Source organism: Streptomyces platensis, from assembly GCF_008704855.1.
GTDB lineage: Bacteria > Actinomycetota > Actinomycetes > Streptomycetales > Streptomycetaceae > Streptomyces > Streptomyces platensis.
Genome location: NZ_CP023691.1, coordinates 8304705 through 8326691 on the forward strand (window position 1 = coordinate 8304705; position 21987 = coordinate 8326691).

The 21987-nt window shown below is 70.7% G+C and carries 22 protein-coding genes and 2 pseudogenes; 14 read left to right on the plus strand and 10 right to left on the minus strand.

Annotated elements, in window-relative coordinates:
* Positions 1–5: 5 nt before the first annotated feature.
* From CP981_RS36720 to CP981_RS36730, 3 genes are read left to right on the plus strand one after another with little or no spacing between them, the layout of a single operon-like run.
* Entirely contained in the window at positions 6–557 is a 552-nt protein-coding gene (locus CP981_RS36720; RefSeq protein ID WP_085927172.1) for a thioredoxin domain-containing protein, read from the plus strand.
* On the plus strand, positions 554–2455 hold the full coding sequence (locus tag CP981_RS36725) for an ABC transporter ATP-binding protein (RefSeq protein ID WP_085927173.1): 1902 nt from the start codon (positions 554–556) through the stop codon (positions 2453–2455). The genes CP981_RS36720 and CP981_RS36725 overlap by 4 nt, the downstream gene beginning before the upstream one ends.
* Positions 2452–2991 (plus strand): S26 family signal peptidase, encoded by a 540-nt coding sequence (locus tag CP981_RS36730; RefSeq protein ID WP_085927174.1) that lies wholly within the window; start codon positions 2452–2454, stop codon positions 2989–2991. The genes CP981_RS36725 and CP981_RS36730 overlap by 4 nt, the downstream gene beginning before the upstream one ends.
* A gap of 107 nt (positions 2992–3098) precedes the next feature.
* On the opposite strand, the pseudogene CP981_RS36735 reads toward CP981_RS36730, so the two are convergent.
* A pseudogene (locus CP981_RS36735) lies at positions 3099–3827 on the minus strand (serine hydrolase domain-containing protein); the annotation flags it as partial.
* 330 nt (positions 3828–4157) lie between these two features.
* Between CP981_RS36735 and CP981_RS38285 the strand changes: the two are divergent.
* The 4 genes and pseudogenes from CP981_RS38285 to CP981_RS36755 all read left to right on the plus strand — a co-directional run.
* Positions 4158–4709, plus strand: a pseudogene (locus CP981_RS38285) (DUF6817 domain-containing protein); the annotation flags it as partial.
* Positions 4710–4742: 33 nt separating this feature from the next.
* Positions 4743–5609, plus strand: a complete 867-nt coding sequence (locus CP981_RS36740; RefSeq protein WP_244330109.1) for a ketopantoate reductase family protein — start codon at positions 4743–4745, stop codon at positions 5607–5609.
* A gap of 157 nt (positions 5610–5766) precedes the next feature.
* A complete protein-coding gene (locus tag CP981_RS36745; protein ID WP_085927176.1) occupies positions 5767–6330 on the plus strand; it encodes a GNAT family N-acetyltransferase in 564 nt (187 codons plus the stop codon).
* A 370-nt stretch (positions 6331–6700) separates the two neighbouring features.
* A complete protein-coding gene (locus CP981_RS36755) occupies positions 6701–8068 on the plus strand; it encodes an MFS transporter (protein WP_244329965.1) in 1368 nt (455 codons plus the stop codon).
* 158 nt (positions 8069–8226) lie between these two features.
* Here CP981_RS36755 and CP981_RS36760 read toward each other — a convergent pair whose 3' ends face one another.
* Positions 8227–8964 carry a TetR/AcrR family transcriptional regulator gene (locus tag CP981_RS36760; RefSeq protein WP_085927178.1) on the minus strand — a complete coding sequence of 246 codons (738 nt, stop codon included), beginning with the start codon at positions 8962–8964 and terminating at the stop codon, positions 8227–8229.
* A gap of 266 nt (positions 8965–9230) precedes the next feature.
* On the opposite strand from CP981_RS36760, the gene CP981_RS36770 reads away from it, so the two are divergent.
* Positions 9231–10376 carry an FAD-dependent oxidoreductase gene (locus CP981_RS36770; protein ID WP_085927198.1) on the plus strand — a complete coding sequence of 382 codons (1146 nt, stop codon included), beginning with the start codon at positions 9231–9233 and terminating at the stop codon, positions 10374–10376.
* Between the two features lie 191 nt (positions 10377–10567).
* Positions 10568–11083, plus strand: coding sequence for a hypothetical protein (locus tag CP981_RS36775; protein WP_085927179.1), 516 nt, complete (start codon positions 10568–10570; stop codon positions 11081–11083).
* Positions 11084–11137: 54 nt separating this feature from the next.
* Here CP981_RS36775 and CP981_RS36780 read toward each other — a convergent pair whose 3' ends face one another.
* The 5 genes from CP981_RS36780 to CP981_RS36800 all read right to left on the minus strand — a co-directional run bounded on the left by CP981_RS36780 (position 11138) and on the right by CP981_RS36800 (position 16254).
* Positions 11138–11797, minus strand: coding sequence for a hypothetical protein (locus CP981_RS36780; protein WP_085927180.1), 660 nt, complete (start codon positions 11795–11797; stop codon positions 11138–11140).
* A 151-nt stretch (positions 11798–11948) separates the two neighbouring features.
* The gene (locus tag CP981_RS36785) at positions 11949–13376 is read right to left on the minus strand and encodes a cysteine desulfurase (RefSeq protein ID WP_085927181.1); all 1428 of its coding nucleotides are present in this window, start codon (positions 13374–13376) and stop codon (positions 11949–11951) included.
* A complete protein-coding gene (locus tag CP981_RS36790) occupies positions 13363–14745 on the minus strand; it encodes a family 2B encapsulin nanocompartment shell protein (RefSeq protein WP_085927182.1) in 1383 nt (460 codons plus the stop codon). Before CP981_RS36790 ends, CP981_RS36785 begins: the two co-directional genes overlap by 14 nt.
* A gap of 418 nt (positions 14746–15163) precedes the next feature.
* Complete coding sequence (locus tag CP981_RS36795; RefSeq protein ID WP_085927183.1) at positions 15164–15463, minus strand: hypothetical protein; 300 nt, start codon at positions 15461–15463, stop codon at positions 15164–15166.
* Between the two features lie 131 nt (positions 15464–15594).
* On the minus strand, positions 15595–16254 hold the full coding sequence (locus tag CP981_RS36800; protein WP_085927184.1) for a TetR/AcrR family transcriptional regulator: 660 nt from the start codon (positions 16252–16254) through the stop codon (positions 15595–15597).
* 165 nt (positions 16255–16419) lie between these two features.
* On the opposite strand from CP981_RS36800, the gene CP981_RS36805 reads away from it, so the two are divergent.
* From CP981_RS36805 to CP981_RS36810, 3 genes are all read left to right on the plus strand, one after another.
* The gene (locus tag CP981_RS36805) at positions 16420–17136 is read left to right on the plus strand and encodes a YqeB family protein (protein WP_085927185.1); all 717 of its coding nucleotides are present in this window, start codon (positions 16420–16422) and stop codon (positions 17134–17136) included.
* A 29-nt stretch (positions 17137–17165) separates the two neighbouring features.
* The gene (locus CP981_RS38025) at positions 17166–17303 is read left to right on the plus strand and encodes a hypothetical protein (RefSeq protein ID WP_158092690.1); all 138 of its coding nucleotides are present in this window, start codon (positions 17166–17168) and stop codon (positions 17301–17303) included.
* 104 nt (positions 17304–17407) lie between these two features.
* Positions 17408–17764: a hypothetical protein gene (locus tag CP981_RS36810; RefSeq protein ID WP_229894095.1), complete on the plus strand. Its 357-nt coding sequence runs from the start codon at positions 17408–17410 to the stop codon at positions 17762–17764.
* Positions 17765–17893: 129 nt separating this feature from the next.
* Here the strand turns inward: CP981_RS36810 and CP981_RS36815 are convergent, their stop codons facing one another.
* Together CP981_RS36815 and CP981_RS36820 are read right to left on the minus strand one after the other, a co-directional pair.
* On the minus strand, positions 17894–18199 hold the full coding sequence (locus CP981_RS36815; RefSeq protein ID WP_341873702.1) for a DUF6480 family protein: 306 nt from the start codon (positions 18197–18199) through the stop codon (positions 17894–17896).
* A 185-nt stretch (positions 18200–18384) separates the two neighbouring features.
* Positions 18385–20121, minus strand: a complete 1737-nt coding sequence (locus tag CP981_RS36820) for a sensor histidine kinase (protein WP_244329966.1) — start codon at positions 20119–20121, stop codon at positions 18385–18387.
* A gap of 228 nt (positions 20122–20349) precedes the next feature.
* Between CP981_RS36820 and CP981_RS36825 the strand changes: the two genes are divergently transcribed.
* Positions 20350–20580, plus strand: coding sequence for a hypothetical protein (locus tag CP981_RS36825; RefSeq protein ID WP_208853034.1), 231 nt, complete (start codon positions 20350–20352; stop codon positions 20578–20580).
* 150 nt (positions 20581–20730) lie between these two features.
* On the opposite strand, the gene CP981_RS36830 is transcribed toward CP981_RS36825, so the two are convergent.
* Positions 20731–21111 carry a peptidase inhibitor family I36 protein gene (locus CP981_RS36830; RefSeq protein ID WP_085927188.1) on the minus strand — a complete coding sequence of 127 codons (381 nt, stop codon included), beginning with the start codon at positions 21109–21111 and terminating at the stop codon, positions 20731–20733.
* A gap of 430 nt (positions 21112–21541) precedes the next feature.
* On the opposite strand from CP981_RS36830, the gene CP981_RS36835 reads away from it, so the two are divergent.
* A complete protein-coding gene (locus CP981_RS36835) occupies positions 21542–21790 on the plus strand; it encodes a hypothetical protein (protein WP_143659015.1) in 249 nt (82 codons plus the stop codon).
* Positions 21791–21987 lie beyond the last annotated feature (197 nt).

A 21987-nucleotide genomic window follows, 5' to 3' on the forward strand; every position in this document is an offset into this window, starting at 1 on the left:
CCGCTATGCCCTTCCTGACCGCCGCGGTCGTACTCGTCGGAGCGCTCGGTGCGCTCAATCTGGTCCTCGTCCTGGGGGTGGTCAAACGCCTGCGGGAACACAGCGCGTTGCTGGCCGTCCGCCGGGGCGCCCCGTCCGCGGACCTCGAAGTCGGCACGCGGATAGGCGAGTTCGAGACTGTCACCGAGGCTGCTGAGCCCCTGACCCGGGCGTCACTGACCGAGGCGGGGGACCTGCTGGTGGCGTTTCTCTCGCCCGGGTGCGCCCCCTGCGTCGAAAAGCTGCCGGGGTTCGTGGCCCATGCGCGATCCCTGCCCGGCGGGCGCCGCCGTGTCCTGGCCGTCGTGGTCGGCGAGCCGGGGGAGGCCGCCGCTTTCGCCGCACCGCTCGGCCCGGTCGCCCAGGTGGTGGTCGAGGAGCCCAACGGTGCGCTGAGCAGAGCCTTCGGCGTGCATTCCTACCCCACGCTGCTGCGGATCGGCCCCGACGCCGAGGGCCGGCCGGTGGTCACCTCCAACGCCGTGGACCTGACGCGCCCGACGGCGATGGCCGTATGAAGTCCGTACCGAAGCCCGCGGCGCCCGGTCCCGTACCGCACACACCCCCGCAGTCCGCACCGGACGAGGCCGCTCCGCTCCGTCTGGCCCGGTCGGCCTGCTCCCTGGTCGCGGCAGCGGCGCCCGTCCTGCTCACCGGCTACGCCCTCCTCACCCTGGCGGCCGGTGTGCTGCCCGTGGCGACGGCGTGGCTGACCAAGCTCGTCCTGGACGCGTTGGCCGACGGCGCGCCCCTCTCGCAGGTCGTCCGGCCCGCGGCGGGACTCGCGACGGCCGGGGTTGCCCTGGTGCTGACGGGTGAGGTCGCCCAGTACCTGAGGGCGCAGCTGGGCCGGGAAGTCGCCGTCACCGCGCAGGAACGCCTCTACCGGGCGGTGGACGGCTTCGTCGGTCTGCGCCGTCTCGAAGACCCCGCGTTCCTGGACCGGCTGCGGCTCGCCCAGCAGTCCGGCGGTGCCTCACCGGGCCAGGTGCTCGACGCGGTCCTCACCGTCGCCGGCTCCGTCTTCACCGTCGCCGGCTTCCTCGGTTCGCTGTTCGTCCTCAGCCCGCTGATGACCCTCCTGGTCGCGGCCGCGTCGGTGCCGGTGCTGGCCGCCGAGCTGTGGCTGTCGCGGCTGCGGGCACGCCTGGCGTGGGACCTGGGCCCCGTGGAGCGCCGCGAGTTCTTCTACAGCACGCTGCTGTCGCGGATGGAAGCGGCGAAAGAGGTACGGCTGTTCGGTACCGGCGCCTTCCTGCGCGGACGTATGGTCGCCGACCGACGGGCCGTGAACGCGGCACGCCGCGGCCTCGATCTGCGGGAGGCACGGGTGCAGACCGCACTGGGACTGCTCGCGGCCCTGGTCTCGGGGGGCGGCCTGCTGGGGGCGGTGGCGGCGGCCAGGGCCGGCCGGCTCTCCGTCGGCGACGTCACGATCTTCGTCGCCGCCATCGTCGGGGTGCAGGGGGCGCTCGCCTCGCTCGCCACCGCGTTCGCCCGGACCCATCAGGCACTGCTGCTGTTCGGCCACTACACCGCCGTGGTCGAGGCCGGCCCGGACCTGCCCGTACCCCGGGAACCCCGGACGCTCCCCGCCCTACGGCACGGCATCGAGCTCAAGGACGTGTGGTTCCGCTACTCGGACGACCACCCCTGGGTGCTGCGCGGCATCGACCTGTTCCTCCCGTACGGCACCTCGCTCGCGCTCGTCGGCCTCAACGGCGCCGGAAAATCGACCCTGATCAAGCTCCTGTGCCGCTTCTACGACCCGACGCGGGGAGCCGTGCTGTGGGACGGCGTCGACCTCCGCGACACCGAGCCGGCCGAACTCCGCAGCCGCCTCGGCGCGGTCTTCCAGGACTACATGAACTACGACATGACCGCGACCGAGAACATCGCGCTCGGCGACATCTCCGCGCGGCCCGACCATGCGCGGATCACCGCGGCGGCGGCCCGGGCGGGGATCGCCCCCCAACTGGCCGCCCTGCCACACGGATACGACACCCTGCTGTCCCGGATCTTCTTCGCCGGAACGGACCGGGACGACCCCGAAACGGGCGTCGTCCTCTCCGGAGGCCAGTGGCAGCGGCTCGCCCTGGCCCGCGCCTTCCTGCGGGACCGCCGGGACCTGATGATCCTGGACGAACCGTCGTCGGGCCTGGACGCCGAGGCCGAGACCGAGATCCACTCCTCGTTGAAGCGCCACCGCAGCGGACGCACAAGCCTGTTGATCTCGCACCGGCTGGGCGCGGTGCGGGAAGCGGACGCGATCGCCGTGCTGCGCGAGGGCCGCATCGCGGAGCTCGGCAGCCATGACGCGCTGATGGCAGCAGGGGGAGAGTACGCCCGGCTGTTCGCGCTCCAGGCCGCCGGCTACCGCGACACCGCCCCGGCCCATGACGGACGGCAGCCATGAGGCCCGCGACCGCCGCCACCCTGCTCGGCCTCGCCGGCCTGGTGCCCGCGACCGCCGTCCTGCTGGGCCGCGGCCTCGTGGTCGTGACCGTACGGGGCGTGAGCATGGCCCCCGCCTACCGCGACGGCGACCGGGTGCTCGTCCGGCGCACCACCCGCCCCACTCGCGGTCAGGTACTCGTCGTGGAACGGCCCGCCGTCCGCACCCGGTGGCCGAGCAGGCCGCTGCCCGCCACCGCCGGAGCCAGGACCGTGGGCCGGCGCCAGTGGCTGATCAAGCGGGTGGCGGCACTCCCCGGTGACCCGGTGCCGGAGGCCGTGCTGTCCACGTCGTTCCTCGCTCTCCCCAGGCCGCCCCGGGTGCCGGACGGCAGTCTGGTGCTGCTCGGTGACAACCCTCAACACAGCGTGGATTCACGGCACTTCGGGTTCTATCCCGTCGAGCGTGTGCTGGGGACGGTGGTCCGGCGGCTGCGGCCGGCAGGGGCCCGGCACCGGCTCCCCCACCCGGGGGAGAGGGCGGCCGCCATCCGCTGACCGTCGCAGCCCTTCGCCGCTGGCTACGCTCATGCAGGACCTCATCCGAACGATGCTGAAGTGAAGGCGCGAACGAAGCAGCAGCCCCGGCCGCCGACTCCCGCCCCTCACTCCTCGGCCGCGCACCGCCAGAAGTCCCGCATCAGGGCGGGCGCCGTGGGACCGGCCAGTTCCAGTTGGCTGAGCAGGATGGTGACGGTGCCGGTGGACGCGGTGAGATGTGCTGCCGTTCCGGTGCCGCCGATCCAGCCGTAGCGTCCCGGCACGTTCCAGGGGTCGGTCACCTCGATGTCCACCGAGCCGCCGAAGCCCCAGCCCTGGCCCTCCAGGAACACCCGGCCGGCCTCACGCTGGGCGGGAGTCAGCTGGTCGGTGGTCATCTGCCGCACCGAGGCGGGCGACAACAACGGGCGGCCGTCGACGCTCCCGTCGGCGAGCAGCATCCGGGCGAAGGCGTACCAGTCGTCGGCGGTCGAGACCAGGCCTCCGGCGCCCGACGGGAACGCCGGCCGGCGGCTCCACTGCCCGTCGGGGGCGTCGACCAGCTCCAGGCCGCCCGCCGGATCGGCCCGGTAGTAGCTGGTGAACCGGTCGAGCTTGCCGGGCGGCACCTCGAAGCCGGTGTCCGCCATGCCGAGCGGCTCGAACAGCCGCTCCGCCAGGAACTCGGGCAGCGGACTGCCGGAGACCCTGGCGATCAGCACTCCCTGAATGTCGGACGAGGTGTTGTACAGCCAGCCCTCGCCCGGCTGGTGCAGCAGCGGAATACGGGACAGCGTCGCCATCCAGGCGTCCGGCGCCGCGACGTGCTGCGGTTGCGGCGGGCCCTGTTTCTCCTTGCCGGCTGTCGGACCGCTGCTCAGCGATCAGCGGCCGAGCCCGCCCCGAGCGGCCGACAGCTGTCCGGGATCTCCAGTCCGTCGCGGTCAGGCATCGGTTCGGCAGTGTGGCGGCTCCTCGCACCCCGCCCACTTCGAGGGCAGCGTCCGGAACCACCCTCGCCGGAGAATCCGAGGATTGACACGCCTCCGGGCCGCCTCGAAGATCGGCGCAGGGCCCAAGGGCGGCAACCGTTGCCGCTCTCCGCACCGGACGGAACCGCCCGCCGGGAAGCGGGGAGCACCGGACAGGTGTCGACCCGTCACGTCCGAAAGGAGCCCGATTTCATGTCCGTACCGCTTTCCGCCGAACCCCAAGTCCGAGCGCTGCTACGCGAGTTGGGTGCCGAGGCCATCGTGCACCCCGGGGGCACTCTTCTCGCTCACCTTCGCCGCGTACAAGAACAGCTCGCCGCTTGGGGCGCCCGCCCCGCCTTGCAACTGGCGGGCCTGTGCCACGCGTTCTACGGCACCGACGGTTTTCCCACGTCCCTCCTGCCGCTCGACCGGCGCACGGAGCTGGCGGCGGTGATCGGCGCCGAGGCCGAGGCGCTCGTGTACTTCTACGCCGCGTGCGACCGACGTTCCTCCTACCCCACCCTCGCGGACCCCGACGCCGCCTACCGGGACCGTTTCACCGGCCGCACCTTCACACCAGACCTCGGGCTGCGACGGGACTTCGCCGAGCTGTCGGCCGCGAACGAACTCGATATCGCCCGTATCGACCCCGCCTTCCGGGAAGCCTCCGGCGCCGATCTGCTCACCCTGTTCACCCGCCTCCGACCGCTCTTGAGCCGGTTGGCGTGGACGGACTGCCACACGGAGCTCACCACCGCGCCGCTCCCCGGCGGAGCCGTACCCCGACCGTGGACCGTGGCGGTGCTGGGCCCGGGCGGGGTCGGCGGTCTCCTCGCCGCCCTGCTGTCACGGGCGGGGCACCGAGTGATCTGTGTGGCCGGGGACGCTACGATCCGGGCCCTGCGCGAGGACGGTATCCGGGTGCGCAGCGGCCAGTTCGGCGACTTCACCGCGACGGTCGAGGCGGACACCGAACTGCGGGAGCCCGCCGATCTGTGCCTGATCGCCGTCAAGCACACCGCCCTGGGGCCGGCGCTGGAGCGGCTCCCGCCCGGCGTTCTCGGGGAGGGCGTGGTGGTACCGCTGCTCAACGGCATCGAACATCCGGCCGTGCTGCGCGACCGCTACGGCGCGGAGCGCGTCGCGCCGGGCATCATCCGGGTCGAGTCGACCCGCACCGCACCCGGCACCATCGAGCACGGCAGCCCGTTCACGGAGATCGAGCTGTCCGGAGCGCACGAGCGCCTCGCCCCGCTGGCCGCGCTGCTGGAGGACGCCGGGGTCCGTACGCGGGTGGTCGAGGACGAGACCGCCGCGCTCTGGGCCAAGCTGGCCTTCCTCGCTCCTTTCGCCCTGCTCACCACCCGGTACGACCGCACCATCGGTGAGGTGCGAACCGAGCGGCGCGAGGAACTGGTGGCCCTCGTCGAGGAAGCCGCCGCCGTGAGCAGCGCCTGCGGCGCGCCGGCCGATGCGGCGAAGGCCCTGGCGCTGTACGACGCGTTCCCGGCCGGCAGCAAGTCATCCATGCAGCGCGATGCGGAGGCCGGACGGCCGCTGGAGCTCGATGCGATCGGCGGGGCCTTGCTGCGCGCGGCCGAGCGGCACGGCGTACCCGTGCCGGTGGCCGCCCGGCTGATGACCGCGCTGAGTGCCGACTGAGCGCTCTTTCGAAAGGGCAGGCCGGGGGCCGACGGACGCACCGGTGTGGGACGATTTCGGCCGCGGTGCACGAGCGGCGGAGAGCCGGCGCCGCTCGTGCCGGGTCCGCGCAGGAGGAGAGCCGGTGCGGAGGAGCCGTGTCGAACGGGGGAACTGGGTGTTTGCGATATCGCTGGGTGATGAGGGTGCCGAGCTGCGGCCGCTGGAGCCGTGGCACGCCGGGGAGTACCTCGCGCATATGGACCGTGGCCGCGAGTACATCGGCCGGTATATCTCACTACCGGACCGCACCACCGACCTCGCGTCCACGACGGCCTTCTTGCAGATGTATGCGGACAAGGCGGCTGCCGACACGGGTCGTCTCTACGGCATCTGGAGTGATGGGGTACTCGTCGGCGGTGTCCTGTTCGTGACGTTCGACGTCACCTCCGGCACCTGCGAGGTCGGCTGCTGGCTGGAGGAGTCGGCGGTCGGGCGCGGTCTGATCACCCGCGCGATCCGGGTACTCATCGACTGGGCCGTCGAGCAGCGCGGGATCCACCGCGTGGAGTGGCTCGCGTCCTCGGCCAACACCCCGAGCCTCAATGTCGCCAAGCGGCTCGGCATGGTGCGCGAAGGAGTGCGGCGGGAGAGCTATCCGCACCGCGGAGTACGCCACGACATGGAGGTCTGGTCGGTCCTGGCTCCCGAATGGCGCCGCCGGCGGGAGAGCACCGGCTGACTTCGGCCGGAGCCGGAGCCGGAGCCGGGGCCGGGGCCGGGGCCGGGGCCGGGGCCGGGGCCGGTCCCATGGGTTCGCCCGCGATTTGAGGGTTGTCCGCCCTTCGGCCCGGCACCATAGGGCGGTTCCAACCCGAAGCCTCCGGGCTCGCTTCAATGGAACGCTGGAAGTCATGAATGCCGACAACAGCGAACTCCCAGGCAAGCGGCCTGACTTGGAGCCCCACAACAGCATCGGGAAAGCCGGCCGCCGTCGAAACCCCCCACACGATGATCACGCTGACGGAGACGATCGCGTAACTCCCGATCCGGCCCAGGCCCCGCCCCGCTGGCGGGAGCTGCTCGGCCCGGAGCATCGGGGCGCCGCGGTCGTGTTGGCCGCCGGCGTGCTCGTCGGCGCGGTCAATATCTATCTGGCGTCGAGCATGCTGCCCGCCGCGGTGGCCGAGATCGGGGGCGAGGGTTTCTACGCGTGGAACATGACGCTCTACCTCGTCGCCATGGTGATCGCGACGATGCTCGTCAGCCGGTCCCTCGCACGCTGGGGCAACGCCGGCGCTTATGTCATCGGATTCGCCCTGTTCATGGTGGGCTCACTGGCTTGTGCGGCGAGCCCGACGATGCCGGTGCTGCTGGTGGGCCGGTGCCTTCAGGGCCTCGGCGCCGGGTTGTTGTCCGGACTCGGGTTCGCGGTCATCCGCTCGGCCCTGCCGCGGCGGCTCTGGACCCGTGGCAATGCGCTGATGTCGGCGATGTACGGCGTCGGTAACTTCGCCGGTCCCGCGCTCGGCGGCCTGTTCGCCCAATTCGGCTCGTGGCGCCTGGCGTTCGTCCTGATGGCGGGGGCCGCGGCGGTGTGCGGCGCGGCCGTGCCCCGTGCGCTGCCCCGAGGGGAACGCGGCAATACGGCGGCTCCCGTTCCGGTCGTGTCGCTGGCGCTGGTCATGTCCGCCACGGCGGCCGTCAGCGTGGCCGGAATCCTGCACGACACCATGGCGAGGGCAGCGGGTATCGCGCTGGCGCTGCTGCTCGTCGTCGGATTCGTCGCCCATGAGCGGCACAGCGCGCGAAGGGTCTTCCCCGGCGCGACATACCGGGCGGGTTCGGCGCTGAAGTGGGTCTATCTGACGCTCGGGCTGCTGTCCTTCGGCGTCGCTGTCGAGTCGTTCGTCCCGCTGTTCGGCCAACGTCTGGCCGGGCTGCCCCCACTCGCGGCCGGCTTCTGCGGGGCGGCGGTCTCCCTCGGCTGGTCACTGACCCAGATCGCCGGCTCCTCGGCGGTCCGGGGGCGCACCGTGCGCCGACTGCGCACCACCGGCCCGGTGTTGCTCGCCCTCGGCTTCCTCGTCCAGGGGCTGCTCCAGCGCGAGCACGCGTCGATCTGGTGGGTGGCCATCTGGGTGCCGGTGTGGTGCGTCGCCGGATCGGGCATCGGGCTCGCCTACCCGCACCTGTCCGTGGCCGCGATGTCGGCCGCCACTGACCCGGAGGAGGGACGGCAGGCGGCCGCCGCGATCGCCACTGTGACGACGATGTCCACCGCGTTCGGCACGGCGGTCGCGGGTGTCCTGGTCAGCCTGGGCGGCCCGTCGATGCTTGGCTCGGCGCGATGGCTGCTCTTCGGCTTCGCCGTCCTCTGCGCCGTCGGAATCTTCACCGCGCGCGCCGCGGATCGGATGAGCCGCCCCGGGCGGTCAGCGCCGGTCGAAGACAGCCCGGTGGTCACCCAGGAACCCTGATGTGGCCACCAGGACTCATGGGACTCGTGGGACTCGTGGGACTCGCGATGAAGGGGCGAGTCGGTCGGGTCCCGGGACCACAACAACGTCCGCTCGTGCGGCGGGGGAGGAGAGTGACGGGGGCGGCCGGCGCCGTGCGCAACCGCCCTCCGTCCTCCTCAGCCGGCGATCCGCACCGCAATGCCGTCAAGAAGGTAGTCGAGGCCGGTCTCGAAGCTGGTGTCCGCGTCGGGATGGGCCGCCTCCGGGACGACCTTGGACAGCATCGGATAACGGCCGGTGGCCAGCAGCCGGGCGATATAAGGACCGGAGGCCTGCTGCCACTGCTCCTCGTTCATACCGGTGACCCGTTCGGCATGCAGAACAGACATCTCCTTCCTGATCGCCCCGACCAGGTAAGCGTTCACCGCTTCGAGTGCGGACATCACCGTGTCGATGTCGTCGAAGCCGGGGGCGCCGTGGAGTGCGGCGAGTGAGGCTTCGAGGTGGGCCAGGGCGTTCGGGCCGAGGTGCGGCCGCCCGGCGAGCAGATCGGAGAACCACTCGTGCCGGAGCGCGGCCCGCCTGGTGTGGCGCGCGACGGACCGCAGTGTGCCGCGCCAGTCCCCGTCGGCCGGCTCGGGCGCGGGAATCTCGCCGTAGACCGCGTCCACCATGAGGTCCAGCAACTCCTCCTTGGTGGACAGATAGCGGTACAGCCTCATCGGTCCGGCGTCGAGCGCGGTGGCGACCTTGCGCAGCGACACCGCCTCCAGCCCGTCCGTGTCGGCGAGTTCGATCGCGGCCCGCACGATCCGATCCCTGCTCAGCGGGCTCGGCGTCGGCCGGCTCGGCGGCTCGGGCCGTTCCCAGATGAGTGCGGGCTCGCCGCCGTCGGCCTCTCGTCGTGCTGCCATCACGCCTCGTCTTCCGCAGATCTCCGGATGTGGAAATAACGATACGCCGCCCCGATCGATACGGTGTATCGTCATGATGCGCTGTATCGACCGGGGTGGCGGACGGGGGTGTCTTGTGCCTCCCGATCTCGATCCCGGTCCGGATCCCGGTCCGGATCCCGGTCCGGATCCCGATCCCGATCCCGATCCCGATCCCGATCCCGAAGCGCTTCCCACAGCGCTTCCCACCAACCCCAACCACGGAGAAAGCAGAGGTCACGAGACTCATGAGCAGCACCCCGCGCCCCCCGCGCATCGCCATCATCGGAGCCGGTATAGGCGGCCTGACCCTCGCCCGCACCCTGCACGTACACGGCATCGACGCCGTCGTCCACGAAGGCGAGGCATCCCGCGACGCGCGCACCCAGGGCGGCATGCTCGACCTGCACCCGGAAAGTGGTCAACGGGCCATGCATGAGGCAGGTTTGACGGACCGGTTCCACGCCATCGCCCGCCGCGAAGGGCAGGACCTGTGTCTGCTCGACCACACCGGCACCGTCCTGCTCCGGCAGGACACCCCCGACGACGCCCCACTGGACCGCCCCGAGGTCGACCGCTCCGACCTGCGGAACGTCCTGCTCGACTCCCTCCCCGAACAGACCGTCGTATGGGGGCACGCCTTCCGGTACGCCACCGCGCTGCCCGAGGGTGGACACCGGCTGCACTTCGCCGACGGCACCAGCGCCGACTGTGATCTGCTCATCGGCGCTGACGGGGCCCACTCCCGGGTCCGCCCGCTGCTGACCGACGCCGAGCCGCGCCATACCGGTGTCAACGCGATCGAGGGCGGCATCCCTGACATCGACCGCACCCACCCCGATCTCGCCGCCATGGTCGGGCGTGGCAACTACTGGGCCATCGGCCCCAACCAGGTCCTGGCGGCCCAGCGCAACGGCAATGGCCACGTCCGCATCTACCTCAGCTTCCGCACCCCCGAGGACTGGCTCACCACCTGCGGTATCCCGTTCGCGGAGCCCGCCCGGGCCCGCGCGGCCCTGACGGAACTCTTCGCCGGCTGGGCCCCGCAGTTGACCGCCCTGATCCAGGCCTGCGGCGACACCTTCGTGCCCCGCCCGGTCACCGTGCTGCCCATCGGCCTGACCTGGCCCGGTGTCCCCGGCGTCACGCTCCTCGGCGATGCCGCCCATCTGATGCCGCCGACCGGGCTGGGCGCCAACATGGCCATGCTCGACGCCACCGAGCTCGCCCTCGCACTCGCGGCCGACCCCGGCGGCATGAACGCCGCCCTCAGCGGCTACGAGGCCGCGATGTTCGCACGCGGCGCCGCCGCCGCGCAGGAGTCCGCGCACATCATGGACGTCCTGATCTCTCCCACCGGCGCGCAGGACATGCTGAAGATCTTCCAGCAGTGAGGGGTGCCGTTTCCCGTGAAGTGCGGCGTTCCCGCCGAGCGGCGCCGGCGGCGGCAGATGTGCGATATGCCTGCGCCCGTCGCCCTGATGCGTAATTATGTGGCCAGCGCGCGCCGGACCTCGGATCGGCCAACGAGAGGTGACGGCGCATCAGCAATGTGCCTCAACAGGCGCTACACAGGGGGAAATTCATGAGGACCGTACAGCGAACGCTGCTTTTCGGCGCACTGACCGGCGTGCTGGCACTGACCATGGGGGCGGGGACCGCCGGTGCCTCGACGCCGGCCGGGCCGGGGCCGGACACCGCCACCGGCGCCACCACCGTACGCACGATGGACGCCCGCAGCGGTGACGTGATCACCTGCAAGCTCACCACGCATCTCCCGCACTACTCCCACCACGCCCACGCCGACAACCGGCACATGGTGAACGTCACCGCCGACATCAAGTGCACCAAGTCCGTGGCACAGTTGGCCCTCCGCGTCAGCCTGTACAAGAACGGATCGCTGTACAAGCAGAGCGGTTCCAAGGTCAACCGCGGCCGGAACAAGGTGAGCCAGAACGCCGCGCGGCGCTGCATCAAGCGGCAGAAGTACACCGGCTACTCCGTCGGCGTGGTCACCTTCCCGCCCGGCTACACCCCGCACACCCAGCAGGTGAAGCACACCAGCGCGACGGTCCGCATCGACGCCTGCAAGAAGCGCTGACCCCGCCGGCCGGGCAGGCTTCCGGCCAGGCAGGAGAGGTGTTCGACGACCGGCTCAACCGAGCCGGTCGTCCAGCGCTGCCGGAACCACCTCGATGTCAGGTTCGCCCGCCAGCCGCTCGGCCAGGCGGGCGGACCCGCCGATGTAGGTGGAGTCGAGATCCACATCCGTGGCGACGCACCAGGCCCGGTCCCGTGGCCACCACAGATTCGGCGACTGCGGAAAGAAGACCCCCGCACTCCGGTCCCCGGTGGCCAGCGCGGCCTCGATCGGCCCCTCGTACAGCGTGTAGGCACGTCCGCTCAACTGGACCATCGGCCCGCCGGCATCGGACCAGCCCCACCCTTCCCAGAGCCCGAAGAGGCACTGCCGCGGGGTGCCGGTTTCCGCTGCCAGCACCGGGCACAGCGCTGCCAGCACAGGCGCGGGCAGCGAACCCTGCCACGGCGGTTCGTCACCCGGGCCGGCCACGTCCTCGAAGCGCGCCAGGGGATGCAGGTCGCGCCCCGACCGCTGCGCCACCTCCGCCCATCGCTCGAACCGGCCGTCCGACGGCTCGCTGGGATGCAGCAGCCGGACGTACGCCTCGAACCCGGCCGGCAGCAGGGCATGCACACCACTGTCGAACCCGCCGACGTTCTCCTCGATCCAGGCGGCGGACGACACGTCCTCGACCCGGTGCGGCGGTTCCACCTCGTCCGGCGACCACGTCATGGCTTCGGTCCCCCTCGTCTGCGGTCCGGCTCCCAGTATGAACCGCGCACGCGCTCAGTGGCGGCCGGCCGCCAGAAGCCGCCCGGAACGGAAGCGCACGTGCCGACGTCGCCGACCGATGAGCGGTCGGCGAGGTCGGACGGATGGAGCGTCAGGCGGCCTGTTGCAGCTGCTGAAGTGAGGCCACCAGCTTGTCCACCTCCTCGGATGTGTTGTAGAGCGCGAGCGAGGCACGGGCCGCACTCGCCAGGCCGTAGTGGGCCAGGGCCGGCTGGGCGCAGTGGTGTCCGGCCCGGATGGCGATGCCGTCCCGGTCCAGCCAGGCGGCGATCTCCGACGGGTCGTGGCCGGCCAGGGTGAAGGTCAGTACGGCGATACGGTCGGGCGCTGAGCCCAGCAACTCAAGTCCCGGGACCGTCGCCAGGGCTTGTTGTGCGTACGCCATCAGTGAGGTCTCGTAGGCGGCGATGGCGTCGCGGTCGAAGGAGGTCAGCCAGTTCAGCGCGGCCAGCAGCCCGACCACGCCGGAGATGTGACCGGTGCCGGCCTCCAGCAGATGAGGGACGGGGGCATAGGTGGTACGGGTGAAGTCGACCGACTCGATCATGTTGCCGCCGCCCTGCCACGGCGCCATGTCCCGCATGATCTCGGGCTTCACGTACAGCGCGCCGATGCCCGTGGGGGCGTACAGCTTGTGGCCGGAGAACACATAGAAGTCGGCGTCCAGGTCCTGCACATCGACAGGGAAGTGCGCCACCGCCTGGGCCCCGTCCACCAGGACCTTGGCCCCGTAACGGTGGGCGAGAGCGGTCATCTCGCGCACGGGCGGGACGGTGCCGAGCACATTCGATGCCTGGCTCAGCGCGACGAGCTGGGTGCGCATGGAGAGCAGATCGTCGTATGCGGTGAGGTCGATCTGCCCGTCCGGTTGCAGGGGTACGGGTACCACCCGGGCCCGGGTCTGCTGGGCGATCAACTGCCAGGGGACGATATTGGAATGGTGCTCCAGCACCGGCACCAGGATGTCGTCCCCGGGGCCGAGGTTGGCCCGCCCCCAGGTCTGGGCGACCAGGTTGATGGCCTCGGTGGTGCCGCGTACGAAGACGATGTCGTCCGGTGACGGCGCCCCCAGGAACTGGGCGACCGCCGACCGGCCCGCCTCGTACGCCTCGGTGGCCTCGCGGGCCATGGTGTGCGCACCGCGGTGGATATTGGAGTTGGCGGATCCGTAGAAGCCGGCCAGTGCCTCGATCACCTGGCGTGGCTTCTGTGTGGTGGCCCCGTTGTCCAGCCAGACCAGCGGGTGCCCGTTCACCGTCCGGTGCAGGATCGGGACATCGCGGCGCGCCAACTCCGGTGAGAAAGCTGCCGTTTGGCCGGGGAGGCCGGTGAACTGTGCGGGGTGGGCGTCCGGGACGGCCGGATCCGCGACCGGGGCGGAGGCAGAGGCCGGGGTCGGGACCGTGGCCGGGGCAGAGGCCGGGACCGTGGCTGGATCGGGCGACAACAGACCGTCGCCGAGGAGATTCGGAGTCGGCGCCCCGGGCCACAGGCCCCGGAGGACGTCAGGAGTAGTCATAGTAGTTGGAGACCTCGACGTTCTGGAGCACCGCGACGGCGTCCTCCACGAGCACCGCCGTATTGAAGTACGCCGTCATCAGGTATGACGTGACGCCCTTCTGGTCGACGCCCATGTTCCGCATCGACAGACCGGGCTCCACCTCGTCCTCGACCTTCGCGGGACGCAGACCCACCACGCCCTGCTCGGCCTCGCCCACCCGCATCAGCAGGATCTCGGTGGTACCGATGCCCGCATTACCGGAGAACCGCACCTTGTCGGAGGGGAGCAGCGGGACACCGCGCCAGCTCAGCAGTGGACTGCCGAACCGGTTGTCGATGACCGGGGGCACACCCCGACGCGTACACTCCCGGCCGAACGCGGCGATCGCCCTGGGGTGCGCGAGGAAGAAACCGGGCTGCTTCCAGACCCGGGTCAGCAGCTCGTCCAGATCATCGGGGGTCGGGGAACCGGTGCGCGCCTGGACCCGCTGCCCAGGGGCCACATTGTTGAAGAGACCGAACTCCGGGTGGTTGAGCAGCGAGGCCTCCTGCCGCTCACGCAGCGCGTGCGCGGTGAGGTTCGACTGGGCTCGGATCTGGTCGATGGGGCCGTTGTAGAGGTCGGAAACCCTGGTGTGCACGCGCAACACGGTCTGGGCGAGGCTCATGTGGTACTCGCGGGGCGTGTCTTCGTAGTCGACGAAGGTCGCGGGAAGGTCGGGCTCGCCGATGTGCCCGGAACTGAGATCGACCGGTACCTCGGCACCCGGCGGCATGCCGTCCGCCGAGAGGTAGGCATCCATCGCTCCGCGCACGGCCGTGTTCCGTTCACACAGCCCGTCCAGCACGCTGCGCTCGACACACAGCGCGACACCGGGGGTGAGCGCCCGGACGCGATAGGGCAGCGGCTCGGAACGGGTCCAGGCGTCGAGGTCGAAGAACTGGCCGTCGCCGATCACTTCGAGCACGGCGTCCTCGCCGTAGCGGCCGCTCACCCGCTTCTCGGCACGGCCCTGGGCGATCACCCACAGCTTGTCGTGCGCATCGCCGTCCTGCGCCAGCATCTGTCCGGCCTCGAAGCTGACTTCCGTGAAGGAGCCCGCGAGTTCGGAGAGCAGGGCGTCGTCGGCATCCCGCAGATACGGCAACTCCCGCAGGTCGCCCGGGATGACGCGGGGCGAACCGCCGTCGTGGTGGATGCTGATGCGATCGTCACCGAGGACGTAGGTCCGGCGGCGGTTGACGCGGAAGACACCGGCTTCCACATCCACCCATGGCAGGGCCCGCAGAAGATAGCGCGGGGTGATACCGCGCATCTGCGGGCTGGTCTTGGTCGTGGTCGCGAGTTGCCGTGCCGCATCCGGGCTGAGACTCGTCTGGTCGTTCATCAGGACCTCCTCGCCTACGGGCATGCCGTTCGGCCGGCACTCGGCCGACCGGCACGCGGGAGTCTGAATCGTCTGGTCGAAGCGCACCGCTCGCAACCGGTTGTCCGCCGGCGCGCGGCCGGAAATGCTCGCTGCACTGACGACGCAACCCCGAATACCTGCGCGATTACCAGCCGTTTCGGTGCCACTACCTTGCGTAGTAATCTCGCGGAGGCGCGTCCCGGGGCACCCGGACCTCTCGCGCGACATCGCCTGAAGCCCGATTTACGACGTGATTTACCCTCATAACGGTGCTTTGTATTTCCTAAAGGCAGGCTTATGACGCTGTCCCATGACGCGCGGCTGCCCCAACTCCGTTAGTGGGAAAGGCTGTTGCGCACGGTGGGGGAGGGGCGGCCGGACGGGCGGCGCACCGTCCTCACACCAGCCCGGTCTGCGACTTGCTGAACATCACGCCCTTGGAATAGAAGAACACCGCGCTGCTGCCGTCGGCGCCGTAGCACGTCCAGGTGGTCGGGTAGTCCTCGGCGCGCTCGGACTCGCTGTTCTGCTTGCACGTATTGGTGTAGGTGAACAGGGCCTTCTCGCTGCTGCCGGCCTTGATCTTCTTGTATTCGGCGAGACTCAGCGGGTCGCTGGTGTCGGCGCCGCCCTGGTAGGCGCAGGCGATCACGAAGAGGCCGAGAAGGCAGCCGCCGGCTATCGCACTCTTTTTCACGGGTGGGTCGTCCTTCGGTGATGGGTGGGGCGGGTGGAACCGGCGTGGTGTGAGGTCAAGAGGTGTTCTTCGAGGGGCGGTTGGTGGTGGTCGCGGCTTCGGTGGGCGGCGTCTGCACGCGGGAAGTCACCTCACCGTGCTGCCGCCGACGCGTTGGCTTCCCGTGGAGGTGCCCCTCCGGTCCGGCGCTCTTGTGACGCGCCGCGCAGGAACCGCTCCAAGATGAGGAGCAGAGTGGGCAGTTGCCCGGCCGGGTCGAAGGACGGCTCGGTGGCCGCGCTGGTGTACATCGAGGCGATGAGGGCCATGACCCACGAGGCGGCGTGGCCCGGATCGAGGTCGGGGTCGATCTGACCGGCCGCGGCGGCCTTGGTGAGCAGCTCCGTGATCACGGTGTGCTCGTCGGTGTTGTCCTGGCTCAGCAGTTCCGCGAGCTCGGGGTCGCGGTGGGCCTGAAGCATGGCCTCCATCACCAGGGGCGGTGCCAGAGGTTCCGCGGCGGGTGCGGCCAGGAACCGTACGACGTCCAGGAGGGCGGCCCATGGGTCGGCGCCGGCCGTCGCCGCGGCCAGCCGCTCCGTCTTCTCGCTCTTGTCGTCCTGGAGGAGGGCGATGAAGATCGCGCGCTTGTTGGGGAAGTAGTGGAATACATTCCCCGAACTCATCCCGGCGGCCTTGCAGATCTGCGCCGTCGTGGTGCGCTCGAAACCCTGCGTGGCGAACAGGTCGCACGCCGCGTTCACGATGTGCTGACGCCGCGCTGCATGTTTCGCCGGATCGATCGTCCTCATGGCATCACCCTATGACTGGCCGCTTCCTCTGACGGACGGCTCCTTCGCCGTTGCGCCAATAATAGACCGCGCACTCGGTTTATGATGGGCGTCCACTCCTGCACCGCACCGCGCCGGCTTCCGTCGGCCGTGGCGACGCAGACTGCCTGAAGGGGGACACCGCCCATGGATGACCTGCTCGCCCACCGCCACCGGACGGACAAGACCACGGTGCTGGCTCAACCGGCCTGGATGGTGGCGCTTGTGTACGTCGCCCTCGCGCTGCTGGGAGCCGGAGCCGGCTGGCTGGTCAAGGTCCTGGCGGAGTGGCTGGTGGGGTTGCCCTGGGCGCCGATGCAAGGGCCGGCCAAACTCCTGGCCTCGGTACCGGAGCCCTGGCTCACTGTCGGCCTGCTCTCCGCCGGAACGCTCCTGGGGCTGATCGTGGGCTTCATCGCCCAGTACGAGGAGCTCTCCGCCGTCGTATCAGCCGAGCGGATCACCCTTACCCGGCAGGGCAAGGAGCAGGAGTTCGCGCGCGACCGCATCGTCCAGGCGTTCCTGGACGGCAAACAACTCGTCCTGCTCGGCGACGGCGAGGGGGAACTCGCCCGGGAGGCCTGCGATCTGGACGGCCGGCGTGTCGCCGACGCCTTCAGGGCACACGGCTATGCCTGGGTGGACGAGGATCCCTACAAGGTCGACTTCCGACGCTGGGTGCCGGACGCGCCAGGCCTGCCGCAAGGAGCCGACGCGCTGCTCAAGGCCCGTGCACGGCTCCTCGAAAAGAAGAGTTCCACCGAGGAACTCCGGGAGCTGCGCGAGGAGCTGGCCGGACTGGGGGTTGTCGTGCGGGACGAAAAGCGGCGGCAGTACTGGCGGTTGAGCCGGCGGCGGGGGTGAGGTGGCGGGGGTGAGGTGGCGGGGCTGAGGTGGCCTGGGCCCCCTACTGGTTGGCCACCTCTCCCACCAGTGCTTCTTCCTCCGCCGCGCGCTCCCTCGCCGACGCCGACGCCGACGCCGCGTTCGCCGACGTTCCGGCGCTCATGGCAGGGGCGGCGTCGGCATAGGTGTGTTGTTCGGGAAATGAGCGTGCAGCGAAGGATGCTGCTCAGGAGGGGGGATTCGGCTGATCTGCTGCCTGCGGCGGCGGCAGCTCGCTACGGTGACGGGCATGGATTCCAGCGACGTGCCTGGTGCCGATGAGTGGCCGCTGCCTCCCTCCTGGATGTGGAGCTGCCAAGAGTGCACTGAGCTGTACAAGGCGATGAAACACGCCCCCGAGGTGGTGAACGCCGCACGGGAGGAGGGGGAGCCCGGGGTGGATTACGACCCCCTCGACACGGTGGTGTCCACCCAGATCCGGCTCGCCCGGCACATCGCCACCCACCATGCTTCGGACGTCCCCGCCATCGACCCGTCCTGCGAGAGGTGCACGTCCGACGAGAGTCGGCAGATGCCGGCCGTGCTCGTCCTGGAGCACCGCGCCCGGCACGTATTCGCCCCGCCGAGCATCGCCGGTCTGCTGTAACGCTCGCAGTACCTGACCAGGACGTGGTCGTCGGCGACGCCTGAAGATCGCGTCTGAGGGTGCGCTGAGCGGACCGGCTCGTGCGCCCGCCCGAGCGGGCGGGGCGCCGGTGCTGCGGCTCACCGAGAGTTACAGCGCCACGGTCACGGCGTAAGCGATGAAGAATGCCGCACAGAGCACGACGAGGATGCCCAGGGCAATGGCCGGACCTTTGGCCCAGCCGCGGGTCTGCTTGTCGCGGGGACCGGTTTCGGCCCCTGTGCTGCCCTCGCCCTGTGGTGTTTCCTCGGGCGGCACCCCGTCACCGGGCCCGAGGCCTGGTGCGTGGTGTGGATCCGGTTCCGGATATTGAGTACCCATACTGAAAGCTTGCCCGATATCGACCGAATTCACCGGTGGGGGCGGCGGGGCTTGGGTCAAGCGGATGCGGGCCACTGCTCTCCTGCGGATGCGTGGCTCACGTGCTGGAGGGGTGGGACGGGCCTTCCGCGCACGCGCCCGCCTTGTACGGGGGAACGTCGCGGAAGGGTGCTCGGCGGAAGGGTGTGGGTGCCCAGGGGCCCGCGCCCCGGCGCCCAGGGCGGGCGGCAGGGCCCCAGCGAAGCGTCAGGGAACGGTGCTCACCGGAGGGGAACCGTGGCGGTGATCCGGAAGCCGCCGGATTCCAGTGGGCCGGCCTCGAAGGTGCCGCCGAGGACGGTGACCCGCTCGCCCAGGCCCACCAGGCCGTGGCCTCCGCTCGGGAGCAGGGTGAGTACCGGGCCGTCCGGGGCCTCGTTCTCCACGATCACCCGCACCGCGTCCTTCCCGTACCGCACCTCCACCCGCGCCGCTACCTTGCCCGCATGCTTGTGGGCATTGGTCAGCCCTTCCTGGATCACCCGATACAGGGTGGGCTGGACCGTGGAGTCCACAGCCGGCGGTTCGCCGATGACGTCGAAGGCGATCTGCATCCCGGCGGCCCGTGACTCCTCCACGAGGGTCGCGATGTCGTCCGGCGTCGGCTGCGGGGAGAGCGGAACCTGTTGGTCCCCGTCGTCCAGGCGCAGCACCCCGAGCACCTGCCGCAGCTCGTTCAGTGCCTGCCGGCCCATGTCCCCGATCAGCTTGCCGGTGTCGGAGGCCACCCCGGTGCCGCCGGCCCCCGCCTCCAGCGCCCCGGCGTGGACCACCATCAGGCTCACCCGGTGGGAGACCACATCGTGCATTTCCCGGGCGATGCGGGTGCGCTCTTCCATCCGGGCCTGCGATGCCAGGAGATGCTGCTCTCGCTCCAGCCGGTCCGCCCGGTCCTGGAGGGTCACCATCAGGCTCCGCTTGGCCCCCCGGTACATACCGAACAGCACCGGCACCACCACGGAGGGCACCACGAGGAAGATCGAGTAGGGCACGAACGCCTCGGCATTGAAGCCCGTGGTGACCATGGTCCACACGACGAGGATCGCGGCCGCCGCGCCGGAGCCGAGGAGGAGATTGCGCCGCGACGCCCCGTACTTCGCCAGCGCGTAGAGACTGACGGGGAGGATGCTGAAGGACGGCAGGACGAGCGGGATGAGGAGCACCGAGACAGCGGCGAGCGCGTCCGGATACCGCCGCCGCCAGAGCAGCGCCACCCCCTGCACCATCACGACCATGACGACCACCGGAGCCGGCAGCAGCAGGGGATCCCGCTGCGCGCCGTTCAGGCCGCTGACCAGCGCGATCGGGTTCGCCAGCGGGAAGAGCAGCACGAGCAGGATGTCGAACAGCATCGCGCTCCGGTGCTCCCACCACCAAGGCTGCCGCGGAGTGCGCGGGTAGAGGCCGGCGAGGACGGGCAGCACCACCGCGATCAGACCGGCGAACACGATGAGCACCGTCGTCTCGGCGAAGACCGTCCCGTGAAGCGGGGCGTACCGCCGCAGATGCAACGCGGCCATGCCCAGAATGAGCAACAAGCCCGTCGGCGCGGCGATGAACACCGTTCGCAGCCGCGGGGTGTGCCGGGCCAGCGAGTAGTACGCCACGATGGTGGCCAGGACGGAGCCGGTGCCCAGGAGGAGGCCGCCGGTGATGACCGCGGCGACCGCCACGGGGAAGCGGCGCCGCAGCACCAGCAGCAGAGCGGCCACGACCGTGCACCACATCGCCCAGCCCTGGGGCAGCAGGCTCCGTATGTCCCCCTCGGGGAAGGCCGTGCGGAAGCGTGCGTCGAACGGCGCACAGGCCACGGCTATCAGCACGTCCAGGGCGATCGCGCCCCACGGCCGCCACCACCGGGGAAGCGCAGGAAGCCAGAACAGTGAGCCCGGAGCGGGCGGCGCCCGGTCCGGCAGGGGAGCGGGCGCGGCGGCGGGGCCGGCAACCTTGGCGGACATATCGGCGACCAAACGGACGTGCGGACAATTGCCGGTATGTTACGTCGGCCCCGCCCGGTCCGGACCCTCCGGCGACGGGCTTGGTGCAGGCCCAGGAACAGCTCGGCACGCCGAACTGCTCGGACACGGGGCACACTGGGCGGCGGGGAGCGGACCTCCAACCGGCGCGGAGGGAGACCTGTCAACCGGCTCGGAGGGAGACCTGTCGCCGAAACCCGCCGCGCTGTAGTGGCGTACGAGGCAGAACTGACGCGCTTCGCCGAGCTGCGCGTTCTGCACGGTCCCGGCATCCCCGACGGCGCCGAGTTCGCCGGGCCGGCACTCACCCGGCGACTCGACGCGGCGCGCACCGGACGCCGTCCCACCTGGGCCTGGCCCCTGCCCGGTGGCACGGCGGAATGGGCCCGCATCGCCCACGAGCACACCGCCGGGCGCTGGGAACACGACGAGCCGTCGTGACCTGCCGCCCCCGACGGGCCGGGGGCGGGGGAGCGGGGGCCTCCGGTCGGCGTCCCGGCCCCCTGCTCAGTACGCTCCCGTGCAACAGGGGCTCGTAGCACACGCGTTGGGGCCACCCCGCGGCCGGTGCCGGTTGCTCCTCCTTCTGGCCTACTGCGGCTTGAAGGAACGGATTTGGTAGTTGCCCTGCAAGTTGCCGCCGGCGTGGGAGGGCGTGGAGCCGACGCGTGCGTGGTAGTTGGTCTGCGTGTAGTACTGCACACGGTGTCCGGTGTTGTTCCATACGGAGCGCACATTCTGTCCCCGCTGGATGAAGGAACAGTCGTCGGCCGTGTTCGCCTTGCTGGCTTGCGACCACTGGCAGCGGGTTCCGCCACCGTTCCAGTCGCTGTAGATGCAGAAGTACCCGGAGGAGCAGCTGAAGGCGGCCAGGCCGGTAGGTGCGGCGGCGGTCGCGTGGGCGAGCGGTGCGCCGGCGAAGGCGGTGGCCAGGGCGGCTGCGGCGATGGCGAGCGAGTGAAGACGACGCATGGCAAAGGTCCTTTTCGTGGTGAGGGTGGGAACGTCACGCCGCTGTGGACCGGCTGAGGAGGATCGCGTCGGGGCGGGAGAGCCACGGCTGGTGGGTGGCGTGGGAGGGTCGGCCCGCGAAGGGGCGCCGGGCGGCCTGACGAAGCACCAGTATGGTCCGGGCCCACGGCCTTCCTCAGGGCATTTCTCGCCGGACCACCAGCTGTTGGAGCGCGGCAGCGTATGCACCGGGCGTACGCGGCGTGCTGCGCACCGACGCCTCGCGGCACAACGTCCGAACCCGCCTGCGCAACGGGACCCGCACGCGCAACCGGCAGCGGCCGGGCACCCGTTCCGGTTCTCCGGTCTTCGCAGCTGCCTGACGGTACGGACCGACGGCTGAGGCGATCGGTGACCTGACTGCCTGGATGTACCGCACCTCGCTGTGGGAATGACAGCGGTGTGCGCCATCGCGGCCGGTCCGCTCCCGGTAGGCGCCGTCGCGCAGGTCACCGACCTTCTCCGCCACGGTCTTCAGGGCTACGACGGGACTCCCGGGTGGCTCAACTTGTACGGGTCCTCGCCGGCGCTCCTCGCCCCGCTCGCGGCCGCGCTGCTGATCAGCGGCAAGCGTCGGGGGACCGACCTCGCCAGCGCCGTCATGACGACCGACCTCGCTGACAGGGCCTCCTACGGGTAGTGCGGATGATCTTCCGTTGAGTAGGGTGAACCCTCGGATACCGGGCAACCGTCCGCGCACTGCGCTCGAAACTCCGCGCTTGGCCGCGTGGCGCCTGCCACGCACGAAACGTCTCTGCGGCGCGGGCGGTGCGCAGGACGACGGCCCATTCCCCGGCCGCGAGGTGGCCTGTGGCGCCGGGAAGGGCGCGATGTGTG

Bases quoted from the DNA above. Each gene is read 5' to 3' on its own strand.
- CP981_RS36720 (WP_085927172.1), top strand. From the start codon at position 6: ATGCCCTTCCTGACCGCCGCGGTCGTACTCGTCGGAGCGCTCGGTGCG.
- CP981_RS36725 (WP_085927173.1), top strand. From the start codon at position 554: ATGAAGTCCGTACCGAAGCCCGCGGCGCCCGGTCCCGTACCGCACACA.
- CP981_RS36730 (WP_085927174.1), top strand. From the start codon at position 2,452: ATGAGGCCCGCGACCGCCGCCACCCTGCTCGGCCTCGCCGGCCTGGTG.
- CP981_RS36760 (WP_085927178.1), bottom strand. From the start codon at position 8,964: ATGGCAGCACGACGAGAGGCCGACGGCGGCGAGCCCGCACTCATCTGG.
- CP981_RS36770 (WP_085927198.1), top strand. From the start codon at position 9,231: ATGAGCAGCACCCCGCGCCCCCCGCGCATCGCCATCATCGGAGCCGGT.
- CP981_RS36775 (WP_085927179.1), top strand. From the start codon at position 10,568: ATGAGGACCGTACAGCGAACGCTGCTTTTCGGCGCACTGACCGGCGTG.
- CP981_RS36780 (WP_085927180.1), bottom strand. From the start codon at position 11,797: ATGACGTGGTCGCCGGACGAGGTGGAACCGCCGCACCGGGTCGAGGAC.
- CP981_RS36785 (WP_085927181.1), bottom strand. From the start codon at position 13,376: ATGACTACTCCTGACGTCCTCCGGGGCCTGTGGCCCGGGGCGCCGACT.
- CP981_RS36790 (WP_085927182.1), bottom strand. From the start codon at position 14,745: ATGAACGACCAGACGAGTCTCAGCCCGGATGCGGCACGGCAACTCGCG.
- CP981_RS36800 (WP_085927184.1), bottom strand. From the start codon at position 16,254: ATGAGGACGATCGATCCGGCGAAACATGCAGCGCGGCGTCAGCACATC.
- CP981_RS36805 (WP_085927185.1), top strand. From the start codon at position 16,420: ATGGATGACCTGCTCGCCCACCGCCACCGGACGGACAAGACCACGGTG.
- CP981_RS36810 (WP_229894095.1), top strand. From the start codon at position 17,408: ATGGATTCCAGCGACGTGCCTGGTGCCGATGAGTGGCCGCTGCCTCCC.
- CP981_RS36820 (WP_244329966.1), bottom strand. From the start codon at position 20,121: ATGTCCGCCAAGGTTGCCGGCCCCGCCGCCGCGCCCGCTCCCCTGCCG.
- CP981_RS36830 (WP_085927188.1), bottom strand. From the start codon at position 21,111: ATGCGTCGTCTTCACTCGCTCGCCATCGCCGCAGCCGCCCTGGCCACC.
- CP981_RS36835 (WP_143659015.1), top strand. From the start codon at position 21,542: ATGACAGCGGTGTGCGCCATCGCGGCCGGTCCGCTCCCGGTAGGCGCC.